Here is a 13,096-nt window from a genome sequence, read left to right as displayed (position 1 = left end):
ACGTTGCGCTAGTGTTAAATCCAGCCGCAATTCTGTCGTCGTTAGGCATCCGGATAAATGCCGAGTATGATAAAGCAAATCTTACGCGACGGCATGGTGAATTGAGGAGTATATGCAGTATTGGGGAAAGCTGCTCGGCGTTGTACTGGGCTTGATGTCCGGTGCGGGCTTTTGGGGCATAGTATTGGGATTTCTGATCGGTCATTTGGTTGACCGGGCGCGGGCCACCCGCCGTCAGGGCTACTTTGCCGATCAGCAGACAAGACAGACCATCTTTTTCCGCACCACCTTCCAGGTCATGGGACACCTGTCAAAAGCGAAGGGCCGGGTAACGGAAGCCGACATCCAGACCGCCAGCCAGCTGATGGCACGTATGCAGCTGCATGGCGAGCAGCGCACCATGGCGCAGCAGGCGTTCCGCGAGGGCAAGGAGAGCAATTTCCCGCTGCGTGACAAATTGCGTGAGCTGCGCAGCGTCTGCTTTGGGCGCTTTGACCTGATCCGCATGTTCCTCGAAATCCAGGTGCAGGTGGCGTTCAACGACGGCGTGCTGCACCCGAACGAGCGGCAGGTGCTGTATGTGATCGCCGAGGAGCTGGGCATTTCGCGCCACCAGTTCGACCAGTTCCTCAGCATGATGGAGGGCGGCCAGCAGTTTGGCGGCGGGCAGGGCGGTTACTCCCACGGCGGCTACCAGCAGCCACAGGGGCCGACGCTGGCGGACGCCTGCAAGGTGCTGGGCGTGCAGCCCGGTGACGACGCCACCACCATCAAGCGCGCCTACCGCAAGCTGATGTCCGAGCACCACCCGGACAAGCTGGTGGCGAAGGGGCTGCCGCCAGAGATGATGGAGATGGCGAAGCAGAAAGCGCAGGCGATTCAGGCCGCCTATGACCTGATCAAGCGTGAGAAGGGCTTTAAATAGCCGCCTGCCACGCACAAAAAAGCCGCCCGCGGGCGGCTTTTTTTATGGCGCTCAGCGGCCGCCGCGCAGTTTGCGCACCACCTCGAACTCATCGAAGCGCACCGGCGCATTGCGCTGCATCGAGAGGTTGCCAGCGATGCCGGTCAGGATGGAGAGCGTGCCAGCGCGGTGGTCAGCGGCGCGTTGCAGCGGGTCGATGGGCGGCGAGCCAAACAGATCCTCCAGCATCGCCTGATCGCCGCCGCCGTGGCCGCCTGCGCCCGCGGTGAACTCCGCCTGCCACGCCTCACCAAACATCGGCCAGACGGTGATCTGGCACTCATCCAGCGCGCCTTCTCCCTCGCGCAGGCCGCCGCCGTTGACGTAGGAGTGCTCCACCACCTTCATCTCCAGCCGTCCCTTGCTGCCGTTGAACACCACGTTCAGCCCCTCCCACGGCAGGTAGGCGTTGAGCGAGTAGGTGAGCTGCGCGCGGTTGCGGTACTTCACCAGCACCGACAGCGTGTCTTCGATGTTGATGCCGTCGCTGAAGACGCTCTGGTCGCGGTAGTAGCTGTCCTCATGCTCCGCCTCCAGATAGAGGGCGCTCAACTGCGGGTTATCGGCCATGTGCAGCGCGAAAGGATCTTCCTTCGCCAGCGCGGAGCCGTGGGCGCGGGCGTAGAATTGGGTCTCGCCGCGCCGCTCGGCGTTCTCGCGACCGTAGAAGCGCAGGTCGCCCATCGCGTAGACCTGCTCCGGCGCGCTGTTGAGCCAGAAGTTGACCAGATCGAAGTGGTGGGTCGATTTGTGCACCAGCAGGCCGCCGCTGTTGCGTTTCTCGCGGTGCCAGCGGCGGAAGTAGTCCGCGCCATGCTCGGTGTTCAGCAGCCACTCGAAGTGCACGGAGAACACCTCGCCAATCGTTCCCTTCATCAGCAGTTCGCGCACCTTGCTGTGGTGCGGCGCGTAGCGATAGTTGAAGGTGACGCGCACCTGCCGGCCGCTCTCCTCGATCGCCTCGGTGATGCGCAGCGCACGCTCGGCGTCGATGGTCATCGGCTTTTCGGTGATCACATCGCAGCCAGCCTGCAACGCGCGGATGATGTAGTCATCGTGGGTGCGGTCAATGCTGGTGACGATCACGATGTCCGGGCTGGTCTCGTCAATCATCTCCTCGAACTCCGCCGCCGAGAAGGTCGGCACCGGCGCCGCGCCTGACTGGGCCAGCAGGCGGTTGGCGTAGTTCATCCGCGTCTGGTTGGTATCACAAAATCCCACCAGCCTGGCGCTCTCCCGGTAGGTGCTGCCGATGGCCTCAATAAAGAGGCCCGCGCGCCCACCGGTTCCGACTAATGCATATCTTTTCATGACATCCTCTTTATCACCTGCGTAAGGCAAAGGCCGCGGCGGTATCGCTGTGTTGCCGGGCCGGATAGGGGGAAGCATAAAAAGCGGGCGGCGGAATGTCTGCCCGGCACAATCAATTAGCAGGAGAAATGGCGGCCAGTGATGTGAGTTTGTGATGCGGGTCAAAAAATGACCGCCGACGGACGGCGGTCAGGCAATCAGAAGTCGGCGGGCGCGCGGAAGGTCATCGGCGTGCCGAAGTGCGGGTGGGTGAGGGTGAGGGTCTCGGCATGAAGTTGCAGCCGGGGGGCCATCGCCCGCGCCTCGGGCGGCGCGTAGAAGTTGTCGCCAAGGATCGGGTGGCCGAGCGCCAGCATGTGCACGCGCAACTGGTGCGAGCGGCCGGTGATCGGCGTCAGGCGCACGCGGCTGGTGCCATCCGCGTCACGCGCCAGCACGTGGTAGAGGGTCTGCGCCGGTTTGCCGCTCTCGTGGCACACCTTCTGCTTGGGCCGGTTCGGCCAGTCGCAGATCAGCGGCAGATCCACCAGCCCCTCATCCTCGGCCAGATGGCCGAACACCCGCGCCAGATAGCGCTTTTTCGGCTCGCGCTCGCGGAACTGGCGTTTCAGCTCCCGCTCGGCAGCCTTGGTCAGCGCCACCGCCAGCACGCCGCTGGTGGCCATGTCGAGGCGGTGCACCGACTCGGCCAGCGGAAAGTCACGCTGGATGCGGGTGATGATGCTGTCCTTGTGCTCCTCCGCCCGGCCGGGCACCGAGAGCAAACCGCTCGGCTTGTTGACCACCATCAGGTGTTCGTCCTGATAGAGCAGCATCAGCCACGGATCCAGCGGCGGGTGGTAGGCTTCCAGCGGGGGCGTCAGGGACGCGGCATTGTCGCTCATCGCTTCTTGTCTCGGGGAAAGGGAACCGGGCGCGGCAGGCGCGCCCGGAACGGGTTACTGGTGGCTCACCACCACCAGACGGATGGCGTCCAGACGCCAGGTGGCGTCATTCAGGTTCGCCAGCACCTGGGTGCGGTTGTGCTCCAGCGCCTCCACCTCATCGTCACGGATGTTCGGGTTGACGGCACGCAGCGCCTCCAGACGGGCCAGCTCGCTGCTGGTCTGCTCGTCGGCCTCGACCTTGGCGGCCTCAATCAGCGCCTTCGCCTCGTCGGCCACCAGCGCCTCTGCCTGTTGCAGCATGGCGTGGACATCCTGCTGCACCGCGTTCACCAGCTTGCTGGAGGTGTGGCGGTTCACGGCGTTGAGCTGGCGGTTGAAGCTCTCGAACTCCACCTGCTTCGCCAGGTTGGTGCCCTTGCGATCCATCAACATGCGGATCGGCGTCGGCGGCAGGAAGCGGGTCAGTTGCAGGTGCTTCGGCGCCTGCGCCTCGACCACATAGACCAGCTCCGCCAGCAGGGTGCCGACCGGCAGTGCCTTGTTCTTCAGCAACGAGACGGCACAGCTGCCGGTGTCGCCGGAGAGGATCAGATCCAGGCCGTTGCGGATGATCGGGTGCTCCCAGGTGATGAACTGGGTGTCCTCGCGCGAGAGCGCCTGCTCACGGTCGAAGGTGACGGTGCAGCCATCCTGCGGCAGGCCGGGGAAGTCCGGCACCAGCATGTGGTCAGAGGGCGTCAGTACGATCAGGTTGTCGCTGCGGTCATCCTGGTTGATGCCGACAATGTCGAACAGGTTCAGCGCAAAGTTGACCAGATTGACGTCATTGTCACACTCGGCAATCGACTCGGCCAGCGCCTGCGCCGCCTCGCCGCCGTTGGAGTGCATCTCCAGCAGGCGGTCGCGCCCCTGCTCAAGCTGCTGCTTCAGCGCGTCATGCTCCAGACGGCACTGGTGGATGAACTCCGGCAGGCCGTCGGTCTGGGTCGGCGCGGCCAGATAGGTCACCAGCTGCTCGTGGTGCTTGTCATAGATGGTGCGGCCAGTCGGGCAGGTGTGCTCGAAGGCGTCCAGCCCGTCGTGATACCAACGGATCAGCACTGCCTGCGCGGTCTGCTCAAGGTAAGGCACCATGATCTGGATGTCGTGCAGCTGGCCGATACGGTCAAGGCGGCCGATGCGCTGCTCCAGCAGATCCGGGTTGAACGGCAGGTCAAACATCACCAGATGGCTGGCGAACTGGAAGTTACGCCCCTCGGAACCGATCTCGGAGCAGAGCAGCACCTGCGCGCCCTCCTCTTCGGAGGCGAAGTAGGCGGCGGCGCGGTCGCGCTCAATGATCGACAGCCCCTCGTGGAAGACGCCAGCGCGGATGCCTTCGCGCTCACGCAGTACCTGCTCCAGTTGCAGCGCGGTTTCGGCCTTGGCGCAGATCACCAGCACCTTCTCGTGGCGGTTGGCGGTCAGGAAGCCCATCAGCCACTCGACGCGCGGGTCAAAGTTCCACCAGGTGCCATTCTCACCCTCGAACTCCTGATAGATGCGCTCCGGGTAGAGCATGTCACGCGCGCGCTCCTCGGTGCTCTTTTTCGCGCCCATGATGCCGGAGACCTTGATCGCGGTCTGGTACTGCGACGGCAGCGGCAGGCGGATCTCATGCAGCACGCGGTGCGGGAAGCCCTTCACGCCGTTACGGGTGTTACGGAACAGCACGCGGCTGGTGCCGTGGCGATCCATCAGCAGGGAGACCAGCTCGCGGCGTGCCGCCTCGCTCTGCTCGCCCTCGCCGTTGGCCGCCGCCAACAGCGGCTCAATGTCCTGCTCGGAGACCATCTCGCCCAGCAAATTCTGCTCGTCGTTGGAGAGGGCGTTGCCGCTCATCAGCAGGGTCACGGCGTCGGCGACCGGGCGGTACTGCTGCTGCTCGGCGACAAAATCGTGGTAGTCGTGGAAACGGTTCGGGTCGAGCAGGCGCAGGCGCGCGAAGTGGCTCTGCGGCCCCAGCTGCTCGGGGGTGGCGGTCAGCAGCAGCACGCCCGGCGTCTGCTCGGCCAGTTGCTCAATCACTTGGTACTCGCGGCTTGGTGCCTCTTCGCTCCAGGCCAGGTGGTGCGCCTCATCCACCACCAGCAGATCCCAGGCGGCGTCCGCCAGCTGCTCCAGACGGCCCTTGTTGCGGCGCACGAAGTCCAGCGAACAGATAACGAGCTGCTCGCTCTCGAACGGGTTGGTCGCCTCGTGCAGCGACTCGGCATACCGCTCATCATCAAACAGGGAGAAACGCAGGTTGAAGCGGCGCAGCATCTCCACCAGCCACTGGTGCTGGAGCGTCTCCGGCACCACGATCAGCACGCGATCGGCCCGGCCAGCGAGCAGTTGCTGGTGGATGATCATCCCGGCTTCGATGGTCTTGCCCAGACCCACCTCGTCCGCCAGCAGCACGCGCGGCGCATGGCGGCGGCCCACTTCATGGGCGATGTGCAGCTGGTGCGGGATCAGGCTGGCGCGCATCCCACGCAGGCCGCTCCATTGCAGGCGGTACTGCTCACGCAGGTATTTGCGGGCGCGGAAGCGCAGCGCAAAACGGTCCATGCGGTCAATCTGGCCGGCAAACAGGCGATCCTGCGGCTTGCTGAAGGTCAGCTTGCTGTCGAGCAGCACCTCGCGCATTGCCACCGGCGACTCGCCGGTATCCTGGCGCACGCCGATATAGGTCAGCAGGCCGTTATCCTCTTTCACTTCATCCACGTGCAGTTGCCAGCCCTCATGGCTGGTGACGGTATCGCCCGGATTGAACATCACGCGGGTGATAGGGGAGTCGTTTCTGGCATAAAGGCGGTTTTCGCCGGTCGCGGGGAAGAGCAACGTCACCATGCGCGCGTCGAGCGCCACCACAGTGCCTAATCCTAATTCGCTTTCCGTATCGCTGATCCAGCGCTGACCAAGTTTAAAGGGCATAGTTACTCTCTGTGTTGATAAGGTCGGGTCGTACGTTTTTCCTTGCTTACCCTTTGGGCAATAGCAAAGCCTCCCATGCAGCGAGGCACGGAGTGATGGGCAGGTAAAATGGGAAAGGGCGCTATGGTAATGGAAGGTTGCGGTTTCGTCACCTGCCAGCGCCGTTATTTCTGTTACGTCTCTGCATGCCGGGCGCGTGGCCCGGTGCCGCATCCCGGCGGCCCGGCGGGCAGCCGGTTAGAACAGTCCCATCTGCCCGGTAATCAGTGTAGCAAAATCATCCTGGACGAAAGGCAGAATGCCATCCGCCACCGGCTCCAGTTGCCGCTCGATGTAGTGTTCATAGTCGATGGCGGCACTGCGCGCCTCCAGCGGCTCCGGCCCGGCGAGGGTCATCACGTAGCTGATCCAGCCGCCTTTCTGGTACTGCTGCGGCCGGTTGTGTGCCCGGTTATACTCATCCGCCAGCCGCGCGGCGCGCACGTGGGGCGGCACGTGGCGCTCATACTCCGCCAGCGGCCGGCCCAGCCGCTTGCGGTAGACCAGCCGGTCGTCAAACTCACCGGCGCGGGTGCGCGCCACGTAGTCGCGCACAAACTCTTGGTAGGGCTGCTGGCGGAAGATGCGCTGGTAAAGTTCCTGCTGGAAGATCTGCGCCAGCGCCGTCCAGTCGGTACGCACCGTCTCCAGCCCCTTGTAGATGATCTGCTCCTGGCCGTCGCGGCTCACCAGCCCGGCGTAGCGCTTTTTGCTGCCCAGCTCCGTCCCGGTGCCACGGATCGAGGGCATCAGGAAGCGGCGGAAGTGGGTCTCAAACTCCAGCTCCAGCGCGCTCTCCAGCCCCAGCTCCGCCTTCAGGCTCTGCTGCCAGTAACCGTTGACCCTCTCCACCAGCCGCTGGCCTATCTGCCGCGCCTGCGTCTCATCATGGGCCTGCTTCAGCCAGACAAAGGTCGAGTCGGTGTCGCCATAGATCACCTGATAGCCCTCCTCCTCAATCAGCGCCCGCGTGCGGTGCATGATCTCATGGCCGCGCAGGGTGATGGAGGAGGCGAGGCGCGGATCGTAGAAGCGGCAGGCGCTGGTGCCGAGCACGCCATACAGCGCGTTCATGATGATCTTCAGCGCTTGTGAGAGCGGGGCGTTGCCCTGCTGCTTGGCCGCCTCGCGCCCCTGCCAGATGCGCTGCACAATCTCCGGCAGGCAGTGGGTCTGGCGCGAGAAGCGCGCGCCGAGGAAGCCCGCCACCGAGGCTGCGTCGTCGGGCTGTTGCAGGCCAGCCACCAGCCCGACCGGGTCGATCAGGAAGGTGCGGATGATGGAGGGGTAGAGGCTTTTGTAGTCCAGCACCAGCACCGAGTCATAGAGGCCGGGGCGCGACTCCATCACAAAGCCGCCGGGGCTGGCCTGCTCCGCTACCTCGCCGCGGTTGGGCGCGACGTAACCGGCGCGGTGCATCCGTGGGATATAGAGGTGGCTGAAGGCCGCCACCGAACCGGCGTGGCGATCCGCCTCCAGCCCAGTGACGCTGGCGCGCTCCAGCAAAAAGGGCATCAGGTCGGTCTTGGCGAAGATGCGCGTCACCAGCTCGCAATCTTTCAGGTTGTAGCGTGCCAGCGCGGGTTTGTCGCTGCGAAAGCGCTGCTCAATCTCCGCCAGCCGCTGGTAGGGGTTGTCAATTGCCTTGCCCTCGCCGAGCAGGGTTTGCGACACCGACTCCAGGCTGAAGGAAGGGAAGCTCCAGAACGCTGATTTCAGCGCCTCAATGCCATCGATGAGCAGCCGCCCGGCCGCCGAGGCGAAGTAGTGCCCCTGCTTGAAGGGGTGCTCGCGCCACTCCAGCGGCGCGCCGCCCCGGCCCAGCCGCAGCGGGATGCCGTAGCGGTCGGCGTGCTTCTGCAACACCCGTAGGTCAAACTGCACCACGTTCCAGCCGATGATCGCATCCGGGTCGTGGCGCGCCAGCCACTCGTTGAGCCGCTCCAGCAGCAGCGGGCGGCTGGCGACATACTCCAGCGCGAAATCGACCTGCGTGGGCGGGCCGCTCTCTGGCCCGAGCATGTAGACCTGCCGCTGGCCGCACCCCTCAATGCCGATGCAGTAGAGTTCGCCGCTGCCGCTGGTTTCGATGTCAATGGAGGCGAGTTTCAGCGGCGGGCGGTAGCCCTCCGCCGGTTTCATCCGCGTCTGGCGCAGGCTGCCGTCGGCGGCTGGCTCGCCGCTGAACCAGACCGGCGCGGTGATGAAGCGCTCCATCAGGAAGCGCTCCGGCGGGCGGATGTCCGCCTCATACAGCGACAACCCCTGCTCGCGGAACTGCCTCTCCAGCCGCGTCAGCTGGCGGTACTGCGGGCAGTAGAGGCCGAGCTGCGGCCGGTGGCGGAAATCCTGGAGGTTGACCGGGCGCAGCACCGCACCCGGTTCGCCGCGCAGCAGCGCCTCGGCGCGCGCCTGCTGCTCGGCGGGCAGGAAGGCCACGGCGGTTTGCGGCGGCAGGAGCACCCGCTGCGGGCCATCATCGGTCGCCAGCCAGAACTCAAGTTCGGTGCCGGCGGGGGTGTCGCGCCAGTGGCGGGTCAGGATAAAACCCTGGCGGGCTGGGGTCATGGGCTACCTTCTTGCGGCCTGAGAGCGGGCGATCAGTATCGGTTTTTCATCCGGCGCTGTCCAACCGCCGCCGCTTCTGCCAAAACCACATACAATTCATTCATTGACTGCATTAATGACGGCGATGACAATTCAGCGCCAAAATGATGAATTAAGCCGGAAAACGCGTTGGAATTTATGGAATCCTACATTGAACATCTGATTACCCAATCTGTTGCGTTCTCACTGGCCGCGGTGTTGCTGGTGACCTTTTTGGAGTCGCTGGCGCTGGTGGGGCTGCTGTTGCCGGGCACGGTGATGATGGCGACGCTCGGTGCCTTTATCGGCAGCGGGCGGGTCAACTTCTACGAGGCCTGGGCGGCGGGGATCATCGGCTGCTTCGCCGGTGACTGGATCTCTTACTACATCGGCCACCGCTTCAAGAAGCCGCTGCACCGCTGGTCGTTCCTGAAAAAGCACAAGTCGCTGATGAGCAAAACCAGCCACGCGCTGCACCAGCACAGTTTCGCCACGGTGATTGTCGGCCGCTTTATCGGCCCGACCCGGCCGCTGGTGCCGCTGGTGGCCGGGATGCTGGATCTGAAGCCGCTGAAGTTCGCGCTGCCCAATGTCCTTGGCTGCCTGACGTGGCCGCCGGTCTACTTCCTGCCGGGCATTCTGGCGGGGGTGGCGATTGGCATCCCGGCGGGCGCGGAGGTGGCGCACTTCCGCTGGCTGCTGCTGACGGCCTTCGTGCTGGTGTGGCTGGCCGGCTGGCTTGGCTGGCGCTGGTTCCGTGAAGGGAAGCGCAGCGCCGACTGGCTGTCGCGTTACCTGCCGCTGGGCCGCCTGCGCTGGGCCTGCGTACTGGCGGCTGTCGCGGCGCTGGTGGCACTGGTGATGCTGGTGCGCCACCCGCTGATGCCGGTCTACCGCCACCTGCTGTGGCAGGTGATGGCCTTCTAACGGCGGATGCCGAGCACCGCCGCCTCTTTGGCGCTGCCGTCGAGCAGCGCCGCCGTCGGGCCGTCGTAGTAGAGCCGCCCGTCCACCACCAGCAGCGTGCGCGCCGCAATGCGCGCCGCGTCATCCAGATTATGTGACACCATCAGCAGCGTCAGTTCCCGGCGGCGGCACACCTCATCCAGCAGGGTCAGCATGTCACTGCGCAGGGCCGGATCGAGCGCCGAGAACGGCTCATCCAGCAGCAGCAGCGGCTGGCTGCGCAACAGGCAGCGCGCCAGCGCCACCCGCTGCCGTTGGCCGCCGGAGAGCTGCCCCGGCAGGCGATCCAGACAGTCGCCCAGCCCGACCTGATCGGCAATCTCTACCAGCGCGCGCTTCTGCGCGGCGTCCAGCTTCAGGCCGGGGTGCAGCCCCAGCCCCAGATTCTGCCGCACCGTTAAATGGGCAAACAGGTTGTTCTCCTGAAACAGCATCGACACCGGCCGCCGCGCGGGCGGCGTGCGGGTGTGGTCGTCACCGGCAATGCGCAGCGTGCCGCTGCTTGGCGCCAGGAAGCCAGCAATTAGCCCCAGCAGCGTGCTCTTGCCCGCGCCGCTGGGGCCGAGGATCGCCACCCGCTCGCCAGCGGCCAGCGCCAGATCAAAGCGCATCGGCAGATGCTCATAGAGGTAGGTGATGTTATCCAGCGTCAGTATCGGTTCGGGCATTGCGGCGTTCCGGTAGGCGTTCAATCAGGGTAAACAGCAGGAAGCAGAGCAGCAGCAACAGCAGCGCGGTGACCGCGCCCGCCTGACTGCGGTAGGCTCCCATCTGCTGGTAGAGGTAGAAGGGCAGGGTGCGGAACTGCTCGTTGCCGAACAGCGCCACCACGCCAAAATCGCCCATCGACAGCACGCTGGCGAAGGCCAGCGCCTGTGCCAGCGGTCGGCGCAGCGCGCTCAGCTCCACCCAGCGCAGGCGCTGCCAGCCGCCCATGCCGAGGGCGCGGCAGAGCGGGTTGTAGCGCTCCGCCAGATCGCGCATCGGGTTGTCCAGCACCTTCAGCGCGTAGGGCACCGCCATCAGCGCATTGGTGAGCATCACCAGTCCCCACGCCGATTGCGGCAGCCCGGTGGTGGTGCTCATCAGCAGGAAGAAGCCGGTTGCCAGCACGATGCCCGGCATCGCCAGAATCACCATGCCGCTCAGCTCCAGCGCCTGTGCGCGGCCCCGCTGCTGGCGCAGGCGCAACTCACGGCTGCTCCACAGCAGCATCATGGCAAGCAGCAGGCAGATCAGCCCGGCACCCAGCGCGATGCGCAGCGAGGTGAACAGCGCCTGCCACAGCGCGGGCTGTTGCAGCACCGCTGGCAGCGCCGGGTTGAGGCCATCGGCCACCACCGCCAGCAGCGGCGGCAAAATCAGCAGCAGCGCCAGCGCAATCAGTCCGCCATCCAGCAGCCGCGCCGACCAACTGTCCTGCGGGTTGCGCCACTGCACCGCCTGCGTGTGGCCGCCCGGCAGTGCCCGGTTGAGGCGCTGGCTCAGCAGCACCAGCCCCAGACAGCAGCCGAGCTGGAGCAGCGCCAGCAGCGCCGCCCGGCCCAGATCGTAGTCGTAACTCAGCGCCTGATAGATCGCCAGTTCAATGGTGGTCGCCTGTGGCCCGCCGCCCAATGACAGCACGGTGGCGAAGCTGGCAAAGCAGAGCATGAAGATCAGCGCCGCCGCGGGCAGCAGTTGCCGCCGCAGCGCTGGCCACTCAACAAAGCGCCACTGTTGCCAACCGCTCATGCCCAGCTGCGCCGCCAGCTGGCGCTGCTCCACCGGGATGCCCTCCAACGACTGCAACAGCAACCGGGTCGCCAGCGGCAGGTTAAAGAAGACGTGCGCCAGCAGGATACCCTGCAAGCCGTAGGGTGAGAAGGCGTAGGGCAGGCCGAGCCAGCCACAGAGCGCGGCCAGCCACCCCTGCCGACCATAGACGCTCAGCAGGCCAAACACCGCCACCAGCACCGGCAGCACCAGCGTCATGGCGCACAGGCGCAGTAGCAGGCGGCGGCCGGGAAAGCGGCGGCGGAACAGCGCGCGCGCCAGCGGCAGCGCTGGCAGCACCGAGCAGAGCGCCGACAGCAGCGCCTGCATAAAGGTGAAGCGCACCACATGCCACAGGTAGCTGTCCTGCGCCAGCGCCCGCCAGTTGGCGACCGGCGCGTGCAGCCACAGCGCGCCGAACGCCAGCCCGGCCACCGCCAGCAGCAGCCCGCCGGCGATCAGCCCCGGCAGCAGCCAGCCGGCGATCAGCGGCTGACGGCGGTTTGCCATGCCCGGATCCAGTCGGCGCGGTGGGTGGCCACGTCAGCGGCGCTGTAGCTCAGGGCGGTTTTCGGTACGCTCAGGCTCTCGAAGCCCGCGGGCAGCGGGGTGTCGGTGGCCGGGTACATCCAGTTGCCGGTCGGAATGGTTTGTTGGAATGCCGGGGTGAGCATGAACTTCATGAACTGCTGCGCCAGTTGCGGCTGGCGGCTGGCAGCCAGCTGGCCAGCCACCTCCACCTGGAGATAGTGCCCCTCGCTGAAGTCAGCGGCGGCGTAGGCGTCGTTTTTCTCTTCAATCAGGTGGTAGGCCGGTGAGGTGGTGTAGCTCAGCACCATGTCCGCCTCGCCCTTCAGGAACAGGCCGTAGGCTTCGCTCCAGCCTTTGGTGACGGTGACGGTCTTCTTCGCCAGCTTCTGCCAGGCCGTTGGCGCGTCATCGGCATAGACCTTCTGCATCCACAGCAGCAGCCCCAGCCCCGGCGTGCTGGTGCGCGGGTCTTCATAGATCACTTTCAGCGGGCGGTCGCTCTCCACCAGCTCGCGCAGGCTGGTCGGCGGGTTTTGCAGCTTCTGCTTGTTGTAGACGAACGCGAAGTAGCCGTAGTCGTAGGGCACAAAGGTGGTGTCCTGCCAGCCACCCGGCACCTTCAGCGCGGCGGTGTCGACGCCCGAGGGCGCAAACAGCCCGGTCTGGGCGGCGGCCTGCACCAGATTGTTGTCCAGCCCCAGCACCACGTCCGCCGGGCTGTTTTTGCCCTCCATCCGTAGCCGGTTGAGCAGCGAGACGCCATCCTCCAGCGGCACGAATTTCAGTTCACAGTGGCACTCCGCCTCAAAGGCTTTTTTCACCGCCGGGCCGGGGCCCCACTCGGAGGCGAAGGAGTCATAGGTGTACACCGTCAGGACAGGCTGGGCAGCCAGCGTCGGGGCAGAGATAAACAGCAGGCAGGACACGATCTTTTTCAACACTTTGCGCTCCTTGGCAGAAGGGTGGCAAAGGAGTTTGAGCAAGCAGGAAGCACTCTCAAATCCCTCCGCCGGTATTAACCGGATCAGGTTCGACGGGACTCTCTCAGCCAAAGCTGGCAACTGACGCCAGCATTTCGCACCCCGTTGAGAACGCGCCA

Annotated in this window: 9 protein-coding genes and 1 riboswitch; of the genes, 2 read left to right on the top strand and 7 right to left on the bottom strand. The window is 65.2% G+C overall.

Going from position 1 to position 13,096, the window contains the following annotated elements; translation table 11 throughout:
- Positions 1-112 precede the first annotated feature (112 nt).
- Complete coding sequence (djlA, locus tag C1N62_RS14480; RefSeq protein ID WP_137764291.1) at positions 113-925, top strand: co-chaperone DjlA; 813 nt, start codon at positions 113-115, stop codon at positions 923-925.
- Positions 926-976: 51 nt separating this feature from the next.
- Here djlA and C1N62_RS14475 read toward each other — a convergent pair whose 3' ends face one another.
- The 4 genes from C1N62_RS14475 to C1N62_RS14460 all read right to left on the bottom strand — a co-directional run bounded on the left by C1N62_RS14475 (position 977) and on the right by C1N62_RS14460 (position 8,727).
- The gene (locus C1N62_RS14475) at positions 977-2,275 is read right to left on the bottom strand and encodes a Gfo/Idh/MocA family protein (RefSeq protein ID WP_137764290.1); all 1,299 of its coding nucleotides are present in this window, start codon (positions 2,273-2,275) and stop codon (positions 977-979) included.
- Positions 2,276-2,472: 197 nt separating this feature from the next.
- Entirely contained in the window at positions 2,473-3,159 is a 687-nt protein-coding gene (gene rluA, locus C1N62_RS14470; RefSeq protein WP_168195868.1) for a bifunctional tRNA pseudouridine(32) synthase/23S rRNA pseudouridine(746) synthase RluA, read from the bottom strand.
- Between the two features lie 54 nt (positions 3,160-3,213).
- Entirely contained in the window at positions 3,214-6,120 is a 2,907-nt protein-coding gene (rapA, locus tag C1N62_RS14465; protein ID WP_137764289.1) for an RNA polymerase-associated protein RapA, read from the bottom strand.
- Between the two features lie 237 nt (positions 6,121-6,357).
- On the bottom strand, positions 6,358-8,727 hold the full coding sequence (locus C1N62_RS14460) for a DNA polymerase II (protein WP_137764288.1): 2,370 nt from the start codon (positions 8,725-8,727) through the stop codon (positions 6,358-6,360).
- Between the two features lie 177 nt (positions 8,728-8,904).
- On the opposite strand from C1N62_RS14460, the gene C1N62_RS14455 reads away from it, so the two are divergent.
- On the top strand, positions 8,905-9,672 hold the full coding sequence (locus C1N62_RS14455; RefSeq protein WP_137764287.1) for a DedA family protein: 768 nt from the start codon (positions 8,905-8,907) through the stop codon (positions 9,670-9,672).
- On the opposite strand, the gene thiQ is transcribed toward C1N62_RS14455, so the two are convergent.
- From thiQ to thiB, 3 genes are read right to left on the bottom strand one after another with little or no spacing between them, the layout of a single operon-like run.
- Positions 9,669-10,367, bottom strand: a complete 699-nt coding sequence (gene thiQ / locus C1N62_RS14450; protein WP_137765025.1) for a thiamine ABC transporter ATP-binding protein ThiQ — start codon at positions 10,365-10,367, stop codon at positions 9,669-9,671. The two genes, C1N62_RS14455 and thiQ, sit on opposite strands and share 4 nt — an antisense overlap.
- Positions 10,351-11,976: a thiamine/thiamine pyrophosphate ABC transporter permease ThiP gene (gene thiP / locus C1N62_RS14445; RefSeq protein ID WP_137764286.1), complete on the bottom strand. Its 1,626-nt coding sequence runs from the start codon at positions 11,974-11,976 to the stop codon at positions 10,351-10,353. Before thiP ends, thiQ begins: the two co-directional genes overlap by 17 nt.
- Positions 11,952-12,935 (bottom strand): thiamine ABC transporter substrate binding subunit, encoded by a 984-nt coding sequence (thiB, locus tag C1N62_RS14440; protein WP_370465601.1) that lies wholly within the window; start codon positions 12,933-12,935, stop codon positions 11,952-11,954. The genes thiP and thiB overlap by 25 nt, the downstream gene beginning before the upstream one ends.
- A gap of 45 nt (positions 12,936-12,980) precedes the next feature.
- Positions 12,981-13,092, bottom strand: a riboswitch (TPP riboswitch).
- Positions 13,093-13,096 lie beyond the last annotated feature (4 nt).

It is taken from the genome of Nissabacter sp. SGAir0207 (assembly GCF_005491205.1).
In the GTDB taxonomy this organism is placed as follows: domain Bacteria; phylum Pseudomonadota; class Gammaproteobacteria; order Enterobacterales; family Enterobacteriaceae; genus Chimaeribacter.
Note: the sequence above shows the minus strand (reverse complement) of the source record. Positions and strands in the feature narration are given on the sequence as shown.